The sequence below is a fragment of the Pseudomonas sp. BIGb0558 genome, assembly GCF_024807515.1.
GTDB lineage: Bacteria > Pseudomonadota > Gammaproteobacteria > Pseudomonadales > Pseudomonadaceae > Aquipseudomonas > Aquipseudomonas yamanorum_A.
Map to the genome: position 1 here is coordinate 136,893 of NZ_JANUEW010000007.1, position 19,444 is coordinate 156,336.

The following is a 19,444-nucleotide window of genomic DNA, read 5'->3' on the forward strand; positions in this document are numbered from 1 at the left end:
CCCCTCAGTGATATTTGAACCGCGAACAAGGGGTAAACAACGCCGGCCTTTATTCGGAGGGCACGTATTCTACTACTTCCAGGTCGAAACCGGATATGGCATTAAATTTCATTGGCGCACTCATCAGGCGCATTTTGCGCACGCCCAGGTCCCGCAGGATCTGCGAACCGGCACCGACGATGCTGTAGGTGGTCGGTTTTTTCACCGGCGCATGGTCGGCAGTTTCGCGGATATGCGCCAGCAACACGTCGCCATCCAGCGGATGCCCCAGCAGCAATACAACACCGCTGCCAGCCTCGGACACCGCGGACATAGCGGCCCGCAGGCTCCAGCGCCCCGGCTGCTTGACCATCAGCAGGTCGCGCAGCGGGTCCATGTTGTGCACTCGCACCAGGGTCGGCTCTTCAGCGCAGATGGTGCCCAGGGTCAGGGCCATGTGCACGTCGCCTTCCACGGAATCACGATAGGTCACCAGGTTGAACTGGCCCAGTTCGCTGTCCAGGGGCTGCTCGGCAATCCGCTGAACGGTACGTTCGTGGATCATCCGGTAGTGAATCAGGTCGGCAATGGTGCCGATCTTGATGTTGTGCAGCGCGGCAAATTCTTCCAGTTCGGCGCGACGGGACATGGTGCCGTCGTCGTTCATCACTTCGCAGATCACCCCGCTCGGCTCGAAACCGGCCATGCGCGCCAGGTCGCAGGCAGCTTCGGTGTGGCCGGCGCGAGCCAGGGTGCCACCCGGCTGGGCCATCAGCGGGAAGATATGGCCCGGGCTGACGATGTCTTCAGCCTTGGCGTCTTTCGCGGCGGCGGCTTGTACGGTGCGGGCGCGGTCAGCAGCGGAGATGCCGGTGGTCACACCGGTAGTGGCTTCGATGGACACGGTGAACTTGGTGCCAAACCCCGAACCATTGCGCGGTGCCATCAGCGGCAGCTTGAGCAGCTCGCAACGTTCGCGGCTCATCGGCATGCAGATCAGGCCACGGGCGTGCTTGGCCATGAAGTTGATGTGTTCCGGCTGGCAGCACTCGGCGGCCATGATCAGGTCGCCTTCGTTCTCGCGGTCTTCGTCATCCATGAGGATGACCATCTTGCCTTGGCGGATGTCTTCAACCAGTTCTTCGATGCTGTTGAGCGCCACGCGGCACCCCCTTGGGTCAGGATTTAAGGTAGCCGTTAGCGGCTAAAAAACTTTCAGTGATGTTACTCCCGGTCGGCTCTGCGGCCTTATCGCCCAACAACAGGCGCTCCAGGTAACGGGCAAGCAAGTCGACTTCCAGGTTCACCCGGCGACCTGGCTGGTACGACGCCATGATGGTTTCGCTCAGGGTGTGGGGAATGATGGTCAGTTCAAATTCGGCGCCATTCACGGCGTTCACGGTCAGGCTGGTGCCGTCGACGGTGATCGAGCCTTTGTGGGCGATGTACTTGGCCAGCTCTTTGGGCGCGCGGATACGGAATTCCACGGCACGCGCGTTTTCGCTGCGGGCGACGACTTCGCCCACACCGTCGACGTGGCCGCTGACCAGGTGCCCGCCGAGACGGGTGGTCGGGGTCAGGGCTTTTTCCAGGTTCACCGGGCTGCCGCTCTTGAGGTCGTTCATCGCGGTGCAGTCCAGGGTTTCCCGGCTGACATCGGCGGCAAAGCCGTTGCCAGGCAACTCGATGACGGTCAGGCACACACCGCTGACGGCGATGCTGTCGCCCAGTTTGACGTCGCTCAGGTCGAGCTTGCCGGTTTCAACCAGCAGGCGTACGTCGCCGCCTTTTGCGGTCATTGCACGGATGCTGCCGATGGATTCGATGATGCCGGTGAACATGCCGTTCTCCTGAAGACGTGGCGCAGGCCGGGAATTATACGCTCGCTGATGGCACAGGAATGGCAGTGACTCGCCAGTCGTCGCCCACAGCGCGCATTTCAGTGATCTTGAGTTGGGGGGCGTCGGCCAGTTTCTCAAGCGGCCAGTCCAACAAAGGCCGGGCAGCGGAGCCGAGGAACTTGCCGGCGACGAATATCACGTACTCGTCCACCAGGCCTTGCTGGGCGAAGGCCCCGGCCAGGCTTGGGCCGGCTTCCACCAACACTTCGTTGACGCCACGGGCCGCCAGCGCCACCAGTGCGGAACGCAGGTCGACCTGGCCGTCGACACCCGGCACCACCAGGCACTCGGGGCCGGTGGGGTACTGGTTGTCCGGGGTCACGCAGGTGATGACCAGCGCAGGGCCGGCCTTGAAGAATGGCGCATTCAGCGGCACCCGCAGGCGGCCGTCGATCAATACACGCAACGGCGGGCGGGACATCGCCAGGGCGGTGGTCTCTTCGTCCAGGCCCAGTTCGGCGGCGCGCACCGTCAGGCGAGCGCCATCGGCCAGCACCGTGTCGGCACCGGTCAGCACCACACTGGCCTGGGCCCGCAAACGCTGCACAGCGGCACGAGCGGCCGGGCCGGTGATCCATTGGCTTTCGCCGTTGGCCATCGCGGTGCGACCGTCCAGGCTCATAGCCAACTTGACCCGCACAAACGGCAGGCCATGTTCCATGCGCTTGAGGAAGCCCGGGTTCAGCGCCCGCGCCTCATTCTCCAGCAAGCCGCTGTAAGTCTCGATCCCGGCCTGGGCCAGGCGGCGCATGCCACGCCCGGCGACTTCCGGGTTCGGGTCCTGCATCGCCGCGACCACACGGGCCAAGCCGGCATTCACCAGTGCATCGGCGCATGGTGGCGTGTGCCCGTGGTGGCTGCACGGTTCAAGGGTCACGTAGGCGGTGGCGCCCCGGGCCCTGTCGCCCGCTGCCCGCAGGGCGTGGACTTCCGCATGGGGCTCGCCGGTGCGCACGTGCCAGCCTTCGCCGACAACCTGCCCGTCACGCACGATCACGCAGCCAACCCGTGGGTTGGGGTGCGTGGTGTACAGGCCCTTGCGCGCCAATTCCAGGGCACGGGCCATGTAATGGGCGTCGAGCACCGCTTGTTCTGCCGAAGGTGGGTTCATTCTTTTACCGGCTCACGGGCCAGGCGGTCGATCTCTTCGCGGAACTCGTTGAGGTCCTGGAAGCGTCGATACACCGAGGCGAAACGGATATAGGCGACTTCGTCGAGCTTTTGCAGCTCGGCCATCACCAGTTCTCCAACGACCAGGGATTTGACTTCGCGCTCGCCGGTAGCCCGCAGCTTGTGCTTGATGTGCACCAGCGCCGCTTCCAGCCGCTCGACACTCACCGGGCGTTTTTCCAGGGCGCGCTGCATTCCGGCGCGCAGTTTTTCTTCGTCGAAAGGCTGGCGACTGCCGTCGGTCTTGATCAGACGTGGCAATACCAGTTCGGCGGTTTCGAAGGTGGTGAAACGTTCACCGCAGCCAGAGGCCAGGCATTCACGCCGGCGACGCACCTGTTCGCCCTCGGCGACCAGACGCGAGTCAATGACCTTGGTGTCGTTGGCACCGCAGAAGGGACAGTGCATGGTGGCAGGCAACAAAAAATGGGAGGGCCATGGTAGCGCATCCCCGTGGCAAGACAAGCCATAGCCTTTACGGTATATAGGCTGACTATTATGTTTCATATTTTTTAAGCCACGGATTTTGTCCTTTCTGGAGCCGTACATGCAGTTACGACCACTTGTTTTGCTCACGTTGCTTGGTTTCCTGGTCGCCTGCAGCAGCCATACCCCAAAACCTGCCGCGCCCGTTGCTGCCCCTCAGCAAGAGAAAAAAATCCCTGGCGTGGAAGAAGACCTGGGCCCGTTGCCCGCCTTCCAGCGTGAAGTCAGCGGCCAATTGAACGGCGTACCTGCCGGTGCGGAAGTTGAACTGGCACTGCTGGTGATCGACGACCGTTCGCGCCCGCAACAACTGCTCGCCAGCAGCGTGCTGATCGGCAACAACAAGCCGTTGGCCTTCCGCCTGCGCTTCAACCCCGAAGCCTTCCCCGCAGGCGGACGCGTTGAACTGCGTGGCCGCGCCAGCCAGTCCGGCCAGTTGATCCTGCACCTGCCGCCCGTGCGCATCACCCAAGCGATCACCCAGACCACCGGCCCGCTGCAACTCGTTCCCGCACCATGACGCCACCGCTGGACCTGCAACGCGCCCTCAGCGAACTGATCGGCGACGCCCAACTGGTGCCCTGCCCGCTGCCGGGCACGGCGTTGTCGCTGTGGCTGCTGGACGCCGACAACATGGACCGCGCCTTCAGCCCCGAAGAAACCCGGCGCATCCTGCATGAGCCACCGTACTGGAGCTTTTGCTGGGCCAGCGGTTTGGCGCTGGCGCGATACCTGGCGGCCAATCCCGAGTGGGTTGCGGGCAAGCGGGTGCTGGATTTCGGCGCGGGCTCGGGTGTTGCCGGGATAGCCGCGGTAAAAGCCGGCGCGCTGGAAGTGGTGGCTTGCGACCTTGATCCGCTGGCCCTGGCCGCCTGCCGGGCGAATGCCGAACTCAACGGCGTAACACTGGATTATTCAGAAGACTTCTTCGCCGAAGCCGACCGGTTTGACCTGATCCTGGTCGCCGATGTGCTGTACGACCGGGCGAACCTGCCGCTGCTGGACCAGTTCCTCACCCGGGGCCGCGAAGCGCTGGTCGCCGATTCCCGGGTTCGGGACTTCCAGCACCCGGACTACCAGCGCCTGGAAATCCTCGACGCCCTCACACTGCCCGACCTGGCCGAGCCCTGGGAGTTTCGCAAGGTGAGCCTGTACCATTCGCGGCGCCGTTGAGACCATCGCAGGCAAGCCAGCTCCCACATTGACCGAGTTCCACCTTTGGAATGCAGTCAATGTGGGAGCTGGCTTGGCTGCGATAGCGATCCTGAGACCGCCCCGCTTTCAGCCAACCCCACCAACCCTTATAGTTGCCCCATTCCCCGCTTTCTTCGAGATACCCCATGAGTGAGCCCACGCCGTACATCTTCGACGCCACCACCGCCACGTTCGACCAGGCGGTGATCCAGAATTCCTTCGAAAAACCTGTGCTGGTGGATTTCTGGGCCGAGTGGTGCGCGCCGTGCAAGGCGTTGATGCCGATGCTCGCGAAGATTGCCGAGAGTTATCAGGGTGAGTTGCTGCTGGCCAAGGTCGATTGCGACGCCGAGCCAGACGTGGTCTCGCGCTTTGGCATTCGTAGCCTGCCGACGGTGGTGCTGTTCAAGGACGGCCAGCCAGTGGACGGGTTTGCCGGTGCGCAGCCCGAATCCGCCGTGCGCGCGATGCTGGAGCCCCATGTGCAGATGCCGCCACCCGCTGCGGCTGATCCGCTGGAGCAGGCCCAGGCGTTGTTTGCCGACGGCCGTATCACCGACGCCGAAGCCGTGCTGGTGACCTTGCTGGGCGAAGACAACACCAACGCCGCCGCGCTGATCCTGTACGCACGCTGCCTGGCCGAACGCGGTGAGCTGGGCGAAGCGCAAACCGTGCTCGATGCGGTCAAGAGCGATGATCACAAGGCCGCACTGGCCGGCGCCAAGGCGCAGATCACCTTCCTGCGCCAGGCCGCCGACCTGCCGGATGCTGCCGACTTGAAAGCCCGTCTCGCACAAAACCCGCAGGATGACGAGGCGGCGTATCAACTGGCCGTGCAGCAACTGGCGCGCCAGCAATACGACGCCGCGTTGGATGGCTTGCTCAAGCTGTTCATCCGCAACCGCAGCTACAGCGAAGGCCTGCCCCACAAAACACTGCTGCAGGTGTTCGAATTGCTCGGCAACGAGCACCCGCTTGTCACGGTTTACCGCCGCAAGCTGTTCGCCGCGTTGTACTGACCCTTACTCGATCCAGCTGTACAGCGGCGTATCCCCGCCGCTGGCCACCTTGACCTTGGCGCTATGGCGCAGGCGCACCAGCAGGCGCTTGCCCGCCGAGGCGCTGCCGGCCAATCCTTCCAGTTGATCAAGCAGTTCCAGCCCGTTGAGTTGGCCGGCCTTGCGCAGCAAGTCCTGCGCGGCTTGCCACAGGCTTTCGTCCAGGTTCCCCGCCGCCGGCGCCACCACAGGCTCGACACTCGGGGTTTTGCTGGCCTGCAACTGCGCGCCCAGCCGGGCCCAGTCGCCGTCATCCAGCTCCAGGGTCAAGTCCACCGGCAGGTCGCCGACGGTTCCACGAATTCTCAACATCGCACTCACTCCCGCACTTTTCTGACGAGCATGCTCCCACGCGTCTTGCGCTACGCCAAGCAGGCGGTCAAACTCGTCGCAAAATTGTTATAAGATCACATAACAAAACTTTCATCTTTATCCGGGAGCTCCACCATGCGCCGTTTGCTGCTCGCTTTGCCCTTTGCCCTGTTGCCACTGGCCATCGCCCAGGCTGCCGACGAGCACGATCATGATCACGAGCACGGCAGCCTGGGTGCTCACGAACATGGTGTCGGCCGCCTCAATGCGGTGCTCGACGGCCAGGCCCTGGAGCTGGAGCTGGACAGCCCGGCGATGAACCTGGTGGGCTTCGAACATCTGGCCACCACGCCTGGCGACAAGGCCAAGGTCGCTGCTGCGCGCAAGCAACTTGAGCAACCGCTGGTGCTGTTCAGCCTGCCCAAGGCCGCCGGTTGCGTGATCAGCACCCAGGAACTGAACAGCCCGCTGTTCGGCGACAAGCCTGAAGCCGACCATGACGACGATGACGACCACGCCACCGATGGCAAAGGTGCCGCCGCCCACGAGCATCATCACGACCACAGCGAAATCCACGCCCACTACCAGTTCAACTGCGCCACCCCGACTGCGTTGAGCAACCTCGACCTGACCCAGGTGTTCAAGACCTTCCCCGCCACCCAGAAAATTCAGGTACAACTCATTGGCCCGAGCGGCCAGCAGGGTGTAGAAGCGACGGCGCAGGCAGCTACGCTGAAATTCTGATGTAACCCCCCTTCTGTAGGAGCTGGCTTGCCAGCGATGCAGACACCGCGGTGCTCCAGAAACACCGCGGTGATGCCATCGCAGGCAAGCCAGCTCCTACAGTTGATCGGTGTCATCATTCAAATCGAGCCAGACCACTGATTTCCTATGACCCAAGCACTTATCGAACTGTCTGACCTGGGCTTCAACTGGCCAGGTCACCCACAGTTGCTGGACATCCCGACGTTTCGCCTGGAGCCGGGCGAAACCCTGTTCCTCAAAGGCCCCAGCGGCAGCGGCAAGACCACCTTGCTGGGCCTGTTGGGCGGTGTGCAAAAGCCCAGTCGCGGCAGCATTCGCCTGCTGGGCCAGGAGCTGACCGAACTCTCGGCCGGCGCCCGCGACCGCTTTCGCGTCGACCACACCGGCTACATCTTCCAGCAGTTCAACCTGCTGCCGTTTCTTTCGGTGCGCGAGAACGTCGAGTTGCCCTGTCACTTCTCCAAGCTGCGGGCGCAACGGGCGATCCAGCGCCACGGCAGCGTCGACCAGGCCGCCGCGACCTTGCTCGCCCACCTGGGCCTCAAGGACAAAAGCCTGCTGGAACGCCGCGCCGATTCCCTGTCCATCGGCCAGCAACAACGGGTGGCCGCCGCCCGCGCGCTGATCGGCCAACCGGAACTGGTGATCGCCGACGAGCCGACTTCAGCCCTGGACTACGACGCCCGGGAAGCCTTCATTCAGTTGCTGTTCGCCGAATGCCGCGAAGCAGGCGCCAGCCTGTTGTTCGTCAGCCATGACCAGAGCCTGGCGCCGCTGTTCGACCGCAACCTGTCGCTGGCCGAACTCAATCGCGCCGCCACGCCCGTAGAGGTTTGAGATGTATTTGTTTCGTCTAGCCATGGCCAGCCTGGCTAACCGCCGCTTTACCGCGATCCTCACCGCCTTCGCCATCGCCCTGTCGGTGTGCTTGTTGCTGGCGGTGGAACGGGTACGCACCGAAGCCCGCGCCAGCTTCGCCAGCACCATCAGCGGCACCGACCTGATCGTCGGCGCGCGCTCCGGCTCGGTGAATTTGCTGCTGTATTCGGTGTTCCGCATCGGCAACGCCACCAACAACATTCGCTGGGACAGCTACGAACACTTCGCCGCCAACCCCCAGGTGAAATGGGCGATCCCGATTTCCCTCGGCGACTCCCACCGCGGCTACCGCGTGATGGGCACCAACGAATCCTATTTCGAACACTACCAATATGGCCGCCGGCAAAACCTCGAACTGGCCAGCGGTCGCGCCTTCGCCACCGACCCGTTCGAAGTGGTACTCGGCGCAGAAGTGGCCGACGCCCTGCATTACAAACTCGGCGACAAGCTGGTATTGGCCCATGGCGTGGCGGTGGTCAGCCTGGTCAAGCACGATGACAAGCCGTTCACCGTGGTCGGCATTCTCAAGCGCACCGGCACCCCGGTGGACCGCACGCTGCATATAAGCCTCGGCGGCATGGAAGCGATCCATATCGACTGGCACAACGGCGTACCGGCCCAGGGCAAAGGCCGGATCAGCGCCGATCAGGCCCGCAACATGGACCTGACGCCGCAAGCCATCACCGCGTTCATGCTCGGCCTGAACAACAAGATTTCCACCTTCGCCCTGCAACGGGAGATCAACGAATTCCGTGGCGAGCCGATGCTGGCGATCCTGCCGGGCGTGGCGCTGCAAGAGCTGTGGAGCATGATGGGCACCGCCGAAAAGGCGCTGTTCGTGATCTCGCTGTTCGTGGTGCTGACCGGCTTGATCGGCATGCTCACCGCGATCCTCACCAGCCTCAACGAGCGGCGCCGGGAAATGGCGATCCTGCGGTCGGTGGGCGCGCGGCCCTGGCACATCGCGACCTTGCTGATCTTCGAGGCGTTCGCCCTGGCATTGTCGGGCGTGATCGCCGGCGTCGGGCTGTTGTATGTGTGCATCGCCGCGTCTCGCGGGTATTTGCAGGCCAACTACGGCCTGGACCTGCCGCTGTCGTTGCCGAGCGAATATGAATGGACCCTGCTCGGCGGTATTCTCGTCGCAGCCCTGCTGATGGGCAGCGTGCCGGCCTGGCGCGCCTACCGGCAATCGTTGGCCGACGGCCTGTCGATACGTTTATGAGGAAGCTGTTGATGCGTCGCGTCGTGCTTGCACTGTTACTGCTGGTGGCCCTGCCCGCCTGGGCTGAAGAGCAGCCCAAGGACCTGTCGTGGCAGGAGATGATTCCGCCCGACGCGCCACCGGAAATTCCCAACATGAAACCGTTGCACGACTTGTCGGGCATGGCGGATGCGCTGTCGGTGGAGTCTGCGCCGGCCGCCAAGCAAGACCTGCCCAACGCGCCAGTCGTGCAAAGCCTGGACGGTAAGCACATTCGCCTGCCGGGCTATATCGTGCCGCTGGAAGTCAGCGAAGAAGGCCGCACCACGGAGTTTCTGCTGGTGCCGTATTTCGGCGCGTGCATCCACGTGCCGCCACCGCCGTCGAACCAGATCGTGCATGTCAAAAGCGAGATTGGCGTGAAGCTCGACGAGCTGTACCAGCCGTACTGGATCGAAGGCCAGATGCAGGTCAAACCGTCAAGCAGCGAACTGGCCGATGCCGGTTACCAGATGGATGCCGACAAGATCTACGTGTACGAGTTGCAGGAATAAGCCGTGATTGCGCTTTCATTGAGCTGAGTCAAAAGCTCGAACGTTACGATCTTTACCATTGGACACAAGCAATTAATAACGTCCTTTGGAGCTCCCATGAACAAGTCCCTGCTCGGCGCGTCGCTTGTCGCGCTCGCCCTCGTCGTCCCCGTTGCCCACGCTCACGAAGCGGGCGATATCCTGATTCGCGCCGGTGCCATCACCGTCAACCCGAAAGCCGACAGCAGCAGCGTCAAGGTTGACCAGGGCCCGCTGGCCGGGACCAACCTGGGCGGCAAGGCGACCATGAGCAGTGATACTCAATTGGGCTTGAACTTCGCCTACATGTTCACCAGCCACTGGGGTATCGAACTGCTGGCGGCCACCCCGTTCGAACACGACGTGAAGATCAAGAACACCGCCCTGGGCGCCGCCAACGGCAAGCTCGGCTCGCTCAAACACCTGCCGCCGACCCTGAGCGTCGTGTACTACCCGCTGGACAGCAAGTCGGCGTTCCAGCCGTATGTGGGCGCCGGTATCAACTACACCTGGATCTACGACGAACACGTCGGCGGTCGCGCCCAAGAGGCCGGCTTCAGTAACTTCAAGGCTGAAAACTCCTGGGGCTGGGCCGCGCAGATCGGTGCGGACTACATGATCAACGACAAGTGGATGATCAACGCCCAGGCGCGCTACATCGACATCAGCACCAAGGCCACTGTGGACAATAACGCGCTGGGCCAGGGCACTCGGGCCAAGGTCAACGTGGATGTGGACCCGATGGTTTACATGGTGGGGATTGGCTACAAGTTCTAAACAGGCGCTAAGCAACGCAGCCTATCCAAATGTGGGAGCTGGCTTGTGTGGGAGCTGGCTTGCCTGCGATAGCATCACCTCGGTGAGACTGAAAAACCGAGTTGCCTGCATCGCGGGCAAGCCCGGCTCCCACATAAGCCCCGCTTCCACATTTTGCTTTGTGTTGTTTTCAGCTATGCCGGTAAAACCGGTCGAGCAACGCCGGTAACCCGGCCCGCCAGGCCCTCGGCTTGATACCGAAGGTGTGGAGGATTTTCTTGCACGCCAGCACCGCGTGTTGCGGCTCGTCGGCGGCATCCGGGCGGGCGGCGTGGGCCTGGGCGGTCGGGGCTTCCACCGCCAGCGGGTGGAAGTTGCGCGCTTCGGTGAGGATCGCCTGACCCAGCGCCAGCGCAGTGGTCGCCTCTTGGCCGGCGTAGTGGTAGGTGCCCCACAACGGCGCGGCGCAATCGAGTTGCTTGAGCACCGAAATGATCACCCGCGCGGCGTCATCCACCGGCGTCGGGTTGCCCCGGCGGTCATCGGCCATCAACAGTTCATCAGGCTTTTCGGCGCGGGCCAGGAAGCGCCCGAGGGTGCCGTCGACGCTGTCATCCAGCAACCAGCCAAAGCGCAACAGCACGTGCTGCGGGCAGGTGGCGCGTACGCTCTGCTCGATGCGCCACAAGGCCTGGCCACGCAGGCCTAACGGTACGGGTTCGTCTTTTTCGCTGTAGGCGGTGGCGCGGGAGCCATCGAACACCCGGTAGCTGGACGGTTGCAGCAAGGTAATGCTGTGGTGCTGGCACAGTTCGGCCAGGCGCTCGATCGCATATTCCTGTGCGGCCAGGCGTGTCTCGCTGACCGTCTCCGCCTGAAACCAGTCGAAGTAATAGGCGAGATTGATCAAGGCATCGGGACGGGTGTCGTCGAGCAGTTGCGTGAGACTCGCGGCATCCCAGCCGTCTTGGGGCGGACGCGGGGCGAGGAAACCGATGTCTTCCTCCGCACCGAGGCGAATCAGCGCCTGCCCGAGGGCATTCCCGCCGCCCAGTAACATAAGGCGCATTCGCATAGATTGAGCAGGCCCGGTCTGTTTGGAACGATGGTTATTATCGACAGGCTTGTGAGCCATGCCGTTGGCATTTGCCAGAATCGTTGCATTTTGCGGGTTTGTAGCGCAACCGTCACTTATAAAGTGCGGGGTTGCAAGTTGCCGGGGCTGGCCGCATAAATTGGGTATGAACCTTCCTGAATCAACGGACACGGTCCTGCACGGTTTCCACCCCGCCGTCAGCGCCTGGTTCCGCAGCACGTTCCCGTCGGTGACCGCCGCCCAGGCCCAGGCGTGGCCGCTGATTCGCCAGCGCCGCTCCACGCTGATCGCCGCGCCCACCGGCTCCGGCAAGACCCTGACGGCCTTTCTCGCGGTGCTGGACGACCTGGTCCACCAAGGCCTGGCCAATGGCGGCCAACTGCCGGACCAGACGCTGGTGGTGTACGTCTCGCCGCTGAAGGCCTTGTCCAACGACATCCAGATCAACCTGCAAACCCCGCTGGCCGGCATCACCGAGCACCTGCAACGGCTGGGCCTGCCGCCGCTGGCGATCCGCACCGCCGTGCGTACCGGTGACACCCCGCAGAAAGACCGCGCCCTGATGCGCAAGCACCCGCCGCACATTCTGGTCACCACCCCGGAATCGCTCTATGTGCTGCTGGGCTCGGACTCCGGCCGACAGATGCTCGCCAGCATCCGCACGGTGATCGTCGACGAAATCCACGCCATCGCCGCCAGCAAACGCGGCAGCCACCTGGCCCTGACGCTGGAGCGGCTGCAGGGCTTGTGCCGCGAACCGCTGACCCGCATCGGCCTGTCGGCCACGCAAAAGCCGATCGAAGCGGTATCGCGCTTCCTGGTGGGCACCGACCGCTCCTGTGAAATCGTCGATATCGGCCACGCACGCCCTCGGGACCTGGATATCGAAGTACCACCGGTGCCGCTGTCGGCCGTCATGGCCAACGACGTGTGGGACCTGGTCTACGACCGCCTCGCCGAACTGGCCAGGCAACACCGCACCACGCTGATTTTCGTCAACACCCGGCGCCTGGCCGAACGCCTGGCCCGGCACTTGAGCGAGCGCCTGGGCAAAACTGCCGTCGCCGCCCACCACGGCAGCCTCGCCAAGGAACTGCGCCTGGACGCCGAACAACGGCTCAAGGCCGGCGAACTGCAAGTGCTGATCGCCACCGCATCCCTGGAACTGGGGATTGATATCGGTGATGTCGACCTGGTGTGCCAGATCGCCTCGCCGGGCTCGATCAATGGTTTTCTGCAGAGAGTCGGACGCTCCGGGCACCAGGTCGGCGGCACGCCCAAGGGCCGGTTGTTCGCCACCACCCGCGACGATCTGATCGAATGCGCCGCCCTGCTCGACTGCGTGCGCCGGGGCGAGCTGGATACCTTGCTGATCCCGGTCGCGCCGCTGGATGTACTGGCCCAGCAGATCATCGCCGAAGTCAGCTGCCAGGAATGGCAGGAACAGGCCCTGCTCACTCTGATTCGCCGTGCCGCGCCCTACGCCGAACTGGACGAGCGCCACTACCAGGCGCTGCTGCAAATGCTCGCCGAAGGCTACAACGGCCGCCAGGGCATCCGCAGTGCCTACCTGCACCGCGACGCCATCACCCGCACCCTGCGCGGCCGGCGTGGCGCCAAGCTCACTGCGGTGACCAGCGGCGGCACCATCCCCGACAACGCCGACTACAGCGTGCTGCTGGAGCCGCAAAGCCTGAACATCGGCAGCGTCAACGAAGACTTCGCGGTGGAAAGCATCGCCGGGGATATCTTCCAGTTGGGCAATACCTCCTACCGCATCCTGCGGGTGGAAGCCGGCAAGGTGCGGGTCGAAGACGCACACGGCCAGCCGCCGACCATTCCGTTCTGGCTCGGTGAAGCACCGGGGCGCAGTGCGGAGTTATCGTTTGCCGTGGCACGTTTGCATGGGCAACTGGACGAGTTGCTGGCCGCCATGCCGAGCAACCTGCAACCGGCACTCGACTGGCTCACCGGCACCCTCGGATTGAACCTGGCCAGCGCCGAGCAACTGGTGGATTACCTGGCACGGGCAAGGCTGGCATTGAGCGCGCTGCCGTCCCAGGACACGTTGATCATGGAGCGGTTTTTCGACGAGTCCGGCGGCACCCAACTGATCATCCACACGCCGTTCGGCAGTCGTATCAACCGCGCCTGGGGCCTGGCGTTGCGCAAGCGTTTTTGCCGCACCTTCAACTTCGAACTGCAAGCCGCTGCCAGCGAGGATGCGATCGTGTTGTCGCTGTCCACCAGCCACAGCTTCGAGCTCGACGAGGTGTGGCGTTACCTGAACAGCAACACGGCCGAACACATCCTGATCCAGGCGGTGCTGGATGCACCGCTGTTCGGCGTGCGCTGGCGCTGGAATGCGGGCGTCGCTCTGGCGCTGCCGCGTTATACCGGCGGGCGCAAGGTGGCGCCGCAGATCCAGCGCATGAAGAGTGAAGACCTGATCGCCAGTGTGTTCCCCGACCAGATCGCCTGCCTGGAAAACCTCGCCGGCGAGCGCGAAGTGCCGGAGCATCCGCTGGTGGAACAAACCCTCGACGACTGCCTGCACGAGGCCATGGACAGCGAAGGCTGGCTGGCCCTGCTGCGGCGCATGGAGCGCGGTGAAATCCGCCTGATCAGCCGCGACCTGCCGGCGCCGTCGCCGCTGGCGGCAGAGATTCTCAGCGCCCGCCCCTACACCTTTCTCGATGACGCTCCACTGGAAGAGCGCCGCACCCAGGCCGTGCTCAACCGGCGCTGGAGCGACCCGCAAAGCACCGACGACCTCGGCGCCCTGGATGCCGAGGCGATTGCCGGTGTGCGCGAGGAAGCCTGGCCGGCGCCCAATGGCCTGGACGAGATGCATGAGGCGTTGATGAGCCTCGCGTGCATCGCTGAATCGGAAGTCACGCCGCAGTGGGCCGAATGGCTGCAAGCCCTGGCCGACGGTGGACGCGCCAGCCGTTTGCAGATTGGCACCGACCAGGCGGTTTGGGTGGCCGTGGAACGCTTGAGTTGCTTGACCGCGATCTATCCGAATGACCTGCCGCTGCTGCCCGGCTTTGATGAACCATGGACCTTCGAGGAAGCCCTGGTGGAAGTGCTGCGGGCGCGCCTGAGCGGCTTCGGCCCGTTGACCTTGATCCAGATCGCCGCGCCCCTGGCCTTGCCGGTGGCCGACGTGTCCCAGGCACTCGCACGGCTGGAAAGCGAGGGCTACGTGCTGCGCGGCCGCTTCAGCCCGGGCGCCAGCGACGAACAATGGTGCGAGCGCCACCTGCTGGCGCGCATTCACCGCTACACGGTCAAGCGCCTGCGCCGGGAAATCGAACCGGTGGCGTTGCAGGATTTCATGCGGTTCCTGTTCGACTGGCAGCACCTGTCAGACGGCACTCGCGGCCAGGGCAGCGCGGTGTTGCCGCAGATCGTCGCGCAGTTCGAAGGCTACGCCGCCGCCACGTCGGCCTGGGACAGCGACTTGCTCAGCGCACGGATCAAGGATTACTCGCCGAGTTGGCTGGACGATTTGTGCCGCAGTGGCAAGGTGGTGTGGACGCGCCTGAGCAACAAGGCCGGCGCGACCGCCCTGCGCAGCACGCCGGTGGTGTTGCTGCCTCGCAGCCAGGTGCCGTTGTGGAGTGGGTTGACCGAAGCACCGGACAGCACCGAGCTGTCGCCCAAGGCGCAGAAAGTCCATCAGGCGCTGCGGGAAAACGGCGCGCTGTTTTTCGATGAATTGGTCCACGAAGCCCACCTGCTGCGCAGCGAACTGGAATCCGCCTTGCAGGAACTGGTGGGCGCCGGGCTTGCGAACGCCGACAGCTTCGCCGGCCTGCGCGCCCTGACCACGCCCGCGAGCAAGCGCCAGGCTCGTAGCAGTCGGCGTGGACGCGGGGCATTTGTGGGCGGGATGGACGACGCAGGGCGTTGGGCCCTGGTACGGCGCGCGCCGGGAACTGTCGGGCCGCATTCGGCAGAAACCCTGGAGCATGTGGCGATGACCTTGCTGCGCCGCTACGGCGTGGTGTTCTGGCGCCTGCTGGAGCGTGAGGCGGATTGGCTGCCCAGTTGGCGGGAACTGCTGCGCACCTTTCATCGGCTGGAGGCCCGGGGCGAGATTCGCGGCGGGCGGTTTGTGAGTGGTTTGGCGGGGGAACAGTTTGCGTTGCCGGAAGCGATCCCGCTGCTGCGGGAAGTTCGCCGGCGGCCTCATGACGGCAGCTTGATTGCCGTGTGCGGCGCCGACCCGCTGAACCTGGTGGGCACGCTGCTGCCGGGTAGCAAGGTGCCGGCGTTGAGCGGCAACCGGCTGGTGTACCGGGATGGCGTGCCGGCGGCGGTGGAGATTGCCGGGAAGCAGCAGGTGTTGTTGGAGCTGGATCAGCAGGTGGCGGGGTTGGTGCGGGAGAAGTTGGTCAGGCACTGACTTGTTTAGTGCATGTACTGGCCTCATCGCGGGCAAGCCCGGCTCCCACATTTTGATTTGTGAACATCTTCAAATGTGGGAGCTGGCTTGCCTGCGATGAGGCCGGCCCTGCCACCCCGAAACTATTGGGTGCGCGGCTGCTCCGTCAGCACCACCGACGAAGGCGCCTCCTCTTCCGGCTCATCCACCTGCTGCCCCACCCGCTGCGGCAGCATCACCTGCTGTGGATAAGTTTGCGCAAAGTGAACAAAGGCACAGTTATCCACAAGCTTTTTCAAGCGCTGGTTAAACGCACGGCTCACCGCATATTGCCCGCCCGACACCGTCCGGAACTGCGCCGTCAGCACCACGCCGTTGAGGTCCATCTTGTCGACGCCAAACACCTCCAGCGGCCCTTGCAGGTTGTACTTGAGGAACACGTCATCGCGGATCGACTGCCCCGCCTCGCGGATCAATTCCACGGCCTTGTCGACATCGGTGTCATAGGTGAACTGCACCGAGAAGAATGCATAGGCGAACTGCCGCGACTGGTTGGTGACGGCCTTGATCTGCCCGAACGGCACCGAGTGCACAAACCCCTTGCCGTCCCGCAGGCGCAGGGTGCGGATGGTCAGGCCCTCGACCGTGCCGGCGTGGCCGGAGTCGAGCACCACCCAATCGCCAATCGACAGGGTGTCCTCGATGATGATGAACAGGCCGGTGATCACGTCCTGCACCAGTTGCTGGGAGCCAAAACCAATGGCCAGCCCCACCACCCCGGCACCCGCCAGCAGCGGTGCGACGTTGATCCCCAGGTTGGCCATGGTGGTGATCGCGCAGATCACCACCAGGATGATTTTCACCGCGTTGCGCAACAGCGGCAGGATGGTTTTCACCCGCGTGCTGGGCTGGCGGCTGGAGCGTTTGTTGACCGGCGGTTTCAACGCTTCCTGGATCGCCGTGTCGAGCACCACCCAGAACAGCCATGTCACCAGCAGGATCAAACCGATGCTGCTCAGGGAATCACTGATGGCCCGGCCCACGGAGTTGCGCTGGGCAAACTCAAACAACGAAACACCCCAGATACGCCCGAGGATTTCGATAAAGGCGATGGCCATCACGATGCGCAACAGCGCATGCAGCAGGCTGAGGAACCGCTCCTTGTAGGCGCTGCTGCGCTGCACCGCCACCGTGCTGCGGGACTGGAACAGGTGCTGCAACACCGTGCTGAGAAACACCGTGCCGATCAGCAAAATCGTGGTGAACAGCGCGCAACGCAGGGCTTTCTGGCTGTCGTCACCAGCGCCGATCAGGTTGATGGCCGACACCAGCACCATCAACAGAATCGGCCAATACCACAGCCCGGAGAACACCCGCAGGGATTGCTGCACCGCCGGGTGTTTCAAGCGTTGGGCCAAAGGCCGGTTACGGATCAAATGCGCCACCGGCCGACGCAGGCGAATCACCAGCATGCCGAAGATCACCGAAGCAAACAGCCCGGTGAAGATCGCGACGCTGGCGGTGATATTGCCCCCCAGCTGGCGGGCGATCTGCGGGCTGGTCAGCGCATCGCTGAGGGCGGCGAGGAAGCCGATCAGGAACAGGGGCTTGGGGCAGTAGTCACGAATAATCCGCACGGCCGGGCGCTTGTGGCCGACGTTGAACATGACGATGACGCACAGCAGCATCGAGGTGGAAAAAATACCGCTGCTGGTGGCGTAGGCAAAACACAGCGCCAGCGCGCGGCCCACGGACGTGGGCAGGAAGTGACTGACGTAGAGCGTCAATGGCAGGCAGATTACGGCCGGAATCGTGTAGGGAATCAGGTAACCCAGCAACGCCTGAAGACGCTGGCGTGGTGCGACATGCCGTTGCTGGTTCAGACGCTTGACGAGAAACCGCCCCAACAGGGTCAACATCGCAAACGCGCCGATCCACACACCGGACAACAACAGGAAATCCCCGGCCACACTCCATGAGGAACGCTCGGACGGCTGGTTGACCAGCTTGTCTACCTCGTCTGCCGCCCGATCGGCCCGCAGGCGCCAGGCATCGATCAGGTTCTGGTTGAGGTCAAGTTTGTCCTGCACACCATCGATGCTGGAACTGATGGCGCCGAGCAGGCCGCCTTCCACCAGCAGTTCCGGCTTGGCCGGGGTGGCAGGCTCTGGAGCCGCGGGAGCGGTGGCCGCTTGCAGCGCGCCACTGCTGCAAAACAGCAGCGTACCAAGCAGTAGCACAGTCTTTAAATTCAACAAAACACCGGGCTCCTTCAGAAGGGTCTGTAAGGAACTGACGGGTTTGAGGCGCGATCGTTCCCCCAGCACGTGGATCCGTGCGCTACAGGCAAATATCAAATGCCAATACCTGTCTTTTTCCGCACAAGCCAACCGCCGAGACTGCGCTCCTGATTGAAACCCACCGGAGTTGCAGCCATGCCCATTGCCTTGCTCGCGCTGACCCTCAGCGCTTTTGCCATCGGGACGACCGAGTTCGTCATCGTTGGCCTGTTACCTACCATCGGCGCCGACCTTGGCGTAGACCTGCCGTCTGCCGGCCTGCTGGTCAGCCTCTACGCCCTGGGCGTGGCCATCGGCGCGCCGGTGCTCACCGCCCTCACCGGCAAAGTGCCGCGCAAATTGCTGCTGTTGTCGCTGATGGTGCTGTTCACCCTCGGCAACCTGCTGGCCTGGCAGGCGCCGAGTTATGAATCCCTGGTGCTGGCACGGATCGTCACCGGCCTGGCCCACGGGGTGTTTTTCTCGATTGGTTCCACCATCGCCACCAGCCTGGTGCCCAAGGAAAAAGCCGCCAGCGCGATTGCCATCATGTTTACCGGCCTCACCGTGGCGCTGGTGACCGGTGTGCCGCTGGGGACGTTTATCGGCCAGCATTTCGGCTGGCGCGAAACCTTCCTCGCCGTCTCGGCCCTGGGCTTGATCGCGTTTATCGGCAGCCTGCTCTATGTGCCGAACACCATCGCCCACAGCAAACCGGCGTCGCTGTTGCAGCAACTGCAAGTACTGAAACAACCAAGGTTGCTGTTGGTGTACGCCATGACAGCAGTTGGTTACGGCGGCTCGTTCATCGCGTTCACTTACCTGGCGCCGATCCTCCAGGACATCTCCGGGTTCAGCGCCGGCACCGTCAGCCTGGTGTTGCTGGTGTACGGCATCTCGGTGGCCGTGGGTAATATCTGGGGCGGCAAACTGGCCGACAAACGCGGCCCGATCAGCGCCCTGAAAATCATCTTCGCCCTGCTCGCTGCCGTGCTGTTCCTACTGACCCTGACCGCCGGCAACCCATGGCTGGCCCTGGCCACGGTGCTGGTGTGGGGCGCGGTCGCTTTCGGCAACGTGCCCGGCTTGCAGGTGTATGTGGTGCGCCAGGCGGAACATCACACACCGAACGCGGTGGACGTGGCCTCGGGCTTGAACATCGCAGCGTTCAATTTGGGGATCGCCGGTGGCGCGTGGGCCGGCGGCTTGATCGTCGCTCACATGGGCTTGATCCACACCGCGTGGATTGGTGGCTCGGTAGTGTTGGTGGCATTGGCGCTGACGGCCTGGAGCGGTCGACTTGACCGCTTGGGCCCGGTGTATGCCGAGAGCTCGACCCGGGTGGTTGGCGGGCACTGATCCAGCAGGACAAACACAAAACACCTGTGGGAGCCGGGCTT

General features: G+C 63.6%; 17 protein-coding genes. 10 read left to right on the forward strand and 7 right to left on the reverse strand.

From position 1 onward, the window contains the following. Nucleotides 1-49: 49 nt before the first annotated feature. Genes ribBA through nrdR form a run of 4 tightly spaced genes read right to left on the reverse strand, consistent with a single transcriptional unit; the run spans nt 50 to nt 3,458 of the window. Nucleotides 50-1,141, reverse strand: a complete 1,092-nt coding sequence (gene ribBA / locus M2400_RS12080) for a bifunctional 3,4-dihydroxy-2-butanone-4-phosphate synthase/GTP cyclohydrolase II (RefSeq protein WP_003209987.1) — start codon at nt 1,139-1,141, stop codon at nt 50-52. 16 nt (nt 1,142-1,157) lie between these two features. Next, nucleotides 1,158-1,820 carry a riboflavin synthase gene (locus M2400_RS12085; RefSeq protein ID WP_177046104.1) on the reverse strand — a complete coding sequence of 221 codons (663 nt, stop codon included), beginning with the start codon at nt 1,818-1,820 and terminating at the stop codon, nt 1,158-1,160. A 34-nt stretch (nt 1,821-1,854) separates the two neighbouring features. Beyond that, nucleotides 1,855-2,991: a bifunctional diaminohydroxyphosphoribosylaminopyrimidine deaminase/5-amino-6-(5-phosphoribosylamino)uracil reductase RibD gene (ribD, locus tag M2400_RS12090; RefSeq protein WP_259196670.1), complete on the reverse strand. Its 1,137-nt coding sequence runs from the start codon at nt 2,989-2,991 to the stop codon at nt 1,855-1,857. Further along, entirely contained in the window at nt 2,988-3,458 is a 471-nt protein-coding gene (nrdR, locus tag M2400_RS12095) for a transcriptional regulator NrdR (protein WP_010174661.1), read from the reverse strand. Before nrdR ends, ribD begins: the two co-directional genes overlap by 4 nt. Before the next feature lie 139 nt (nt 3,459-3,597). Between nrdR and M2400_RS12100 the strand changes: the two genes are divergently transcribed. From M2400_RS12100 to trxA, 3 genes are all read left to right on the forward strand, one after another. Then, complete coding sequence (locus M2400_RS12100; RefSeq protein WP_177046108.1) at nt 3,598-4,056, forward strand: YbaY family lipoprotein; 459 nt, start codon at nt 3,598-3,600, stop codon at nt 4,054-4,056. Then, nucleotides 4,053-4,709: a methyltransferase gene (locus M2400_RS12105; protein WP_177078067.1), complete on the forward strand. Its 657-nt coding sequence runs from the start codon at nt 4,053-4,055 to the stop codon at nt 4,707-4,709. Before M2400_RS12100 ends, M2400_RS12105 begins: the two co-directional genes overlap by 4 nt. Nucleotides 4,710-4,876: 167 nt before the next feature. Then, entirely contained in the window at nt 4,877-5,749 is an 873-nt protein-coding gene (gene trxA, locus M2400_RS12110; RefSeq protein ID WP_259196666.1) for a thioredoxin, read from the forward strand. 3 nt (nt 5,750-5,752) lie between these two features. Here the strand turns inward: trxA and M2400_RS12115 are convergent, their stop codons facing one another. Continuing rightward, the gene (locus tag M2400_RS12115; protein ID WP_259196664.1) at nt 5,753-6,100 is read right to left on the reverse strand and encodes a hypothetical protein; all 348 of its coding nucleotides are present in this window, start codon (nt 6,098-6,100) and stop codon (nt 5,753-5,755) included. Nucleotides 6,101-6,235: 135 nt separating this feature from the next. On the opposite strand from M2400_RS12115, the gene M2400_RS12120 reads away from it, so the two are divergent. From M2400_RS12120 to M2400_RS12140, 5 genes are all read left to right on the forward strand, one after another. After that, on the forward strand, nt 6,236-6,844 hold the full coding sequence (locus M2400_RS12120; protein WP_177078071.1) for a DUF2796 domain-containing protein: 609 nt from the start codon (nt 6,236-6,238) through the stop codon (nt 6,842-6,844). A 147-nt stretch (nt 6,845-6,991) separates the two neighbouring features. Continuing rightward, entirely contained in the window at nt 6,992-7,702 is a 711-nt protein-coding gene (locus M2400_RS12125; RefSeq protein ID WP_177078073.1) for an ABC transporter ATP-binding protein, read from the forward strand. Nucleotide 7,703: 1 nt separating this feature from the next. Next, complete coding sequence (locus M2400_RS12130) at nt 7,704-8,969, forward strand: ABC transporter permease (RefSeq protein ID WP_003210004.1); 1,266 nt, start codon at nt 7,704-7,706, stop codon at nt 8,967-8,969. Nucleotides 8,970-8,980: 11 nt separating this feature from the next. Further along, complete coding sequence (locus M2400_RS12135) at nt 8,981-9,502, forward strand: DUF3299 domain-containing protein (RefSeq protein ID WP_177046122.1); 522 nt, start codon at nt 8,981-8,983, stop codon at nt 9,500-9,502. A gap of 96 nt (nt 9,503-9,598) precedes the next feature. Continuing rightward, nucleotides 9,599-10,297, forward strand: a complete 699-nt coding sequence (locus tag M2400_RS12140; protein WP_259196660.1) for an OmpW family protein — start codon at nt 9,599-9,601, stop codon at nt 10,295-10,297. Between the two features lie 169 nt (nt 10,298-10,466). Here M2400_RS12140 and M2400_RS12145 read toward each other — a convergent pair whose 3' ends face one another. Next, on the reverse strand, nt 10,467-11,351 hold the full coding sequence (locus M2400_RS12145; protein ID WP_177046124.1) for a sugar nucleotide-binding protein: 885 nt from the start codon (nt 11,349-11,351) through the stop codon (nt 10,467-10,469). A gap of 166 nt (nt 11,352-11,517) precedes the next feature. On the opposite strand from M2400_RS12145, the gene M2400_RS12150 reads away from it, so the two are divergent. Next, complete coding sequence (locus M2400_RS12150; protein ID WP_259196658.1) at nt 11,518-15,786, forward strand: DEAD/DEAH box helicase; 4,269 nt, start codon at nt 11,518-11,520, stop codon at nt 15,784-15,786. Nucleotides 15,787-15,908: 122 nt separating this feature from the next. Here the strand turns inward: M2400_RS12150 and M2400_RS12155 are convergent, their stop codons facing one another. Then, nucleotides 15,909-18,023, reverse strand: coding sequence for a mechanosensitive ion channel family protein (locus M2400_RS12155; RefSeq protein WP_259196656.1), 2,115 nt, complete (start codon nt 18,021-18,023; stop codon nt 15,909-15,911). 177 nt (nt 18,024-18,200) lie between these two features. Between M2400_RS12155 and M2400_RS12160 the strand changes: the two genes are divergently transcribed. Beyond that, nucleotides 18,201-19,403, forward strand: coding sequence for an MFS transporter (locus tag M2400_RS12160; protein ID WP_259196655.1), 1,203 nt, complete (start codon nt 18,201-18,203; stop codon nt 19,401-19,403). The last annotated feature ends 41 nt before the right edge of the window (nt 19,404-19,444 follow it).

Bases quoted from the DNA above. Each gene is read 5' to 3' on its own strand.
- M2400_RS12145 (WP_177046124.1), bottom strand. From the start codon at position 11,351: ATGCGAATGCGCCTTATGTTACTGGGCGGCGGGAATGCCCTCGGGCAG.
- M2400_RS12135 (WP_177046122.1), top strand. From the start codon at position 8,981: ATGCGTCGCGTCGTGCTTGCACTGTTACTGCTGGTGGCCCTGCCCGCC.
- M2400_RS12160 (WP_259196655.1), top strand. From the start codon at position 18,201: ATGCCCATTGCCTTGCTCGCGCTGACCCTCAGCGCTTTTGCCATCGGG.
- M2400_RS12105 (WP_177078067.1), top strand. From the start codon at position 4,053: ATGACGCCACCGCTGGACCTGCAACGCGCCCTCAGCGAACTGATCGGC.
- nrdR (WP_010174661.1), bottom strand. From the start codon at position 3,458: ATGCACTGTCCCTTCTGCGGTGCCAACGACACCAAGGTCATTGACTCG.
- M2400_RS12125 (WP_177078073.1), top strand. From the start codon at position 6,992: ATGACCCAAGCACTTATCGAACTGTCTGACCTGGGCTTCAACTGGCCA.
- ribD (WP_259196670.1), bottom strand. From the start codon at position 2,991: ATGAACCCACCTTCGGCAGAACAAGCGGTGCTCGACGCCCATTACATG.
- M2400_RS12140 (WP_259196660.1), top strand. From the start codon at position 9,599: ATGAACAAGTCCCTGCTCGGCGCGTCGCTTGTCGCGCTCGCCCTCGTC.
- M2400_RS12100 (WP_177046108.1), top strand. From the start codon at position 3,598: ATGCAGTTACGACCACTTGTTTTGCTCACGTTGCTTGGTTTCCTGGTC.
- M2400_RS12120 (WP_177078071.1), top strand. From the start codon at position 6,236: ATGCGCCGTTTGCTGCTCGCTTTGCCCTTTGCCCTGTTGCCACTGGCC.
- M2400_RS12130 (WP_003210004.1), top strand. From the start codon at position 7,704: ATGTATTTGTTTCGTCTAGCCATGGCCAGCCTGGCTAACCGCCGCTTT.
- M2400_RS12085 (WP_177046104.1), bottom strand. From the start codon at position 1,820: ATGTTCACCGGCATCATCGAATCCATCGGCAGCATCCGTGCAATGACC.
- M2400_RS12150 (WP_259196658.1), top strand. From the start codon at position 11,518: ATGAACCTTCCTGAATCAACGGACACGGTCCTGCACGGTTTCCACCCC.
- trxA (WP_259196666.1), top strand. From the start codon at position 4,877: ATGAGTGAGCCCACGCCGTACATCTTCGACGCCACCACCGCCACGTTC.
- M2400_RS12115 (WP_259196664.1), bottom strand. From the start codon at position 6,100: ATGTTGAGAATTCGTGGAACCGTCGGCGACCTGCCGGTGGACTTGACC.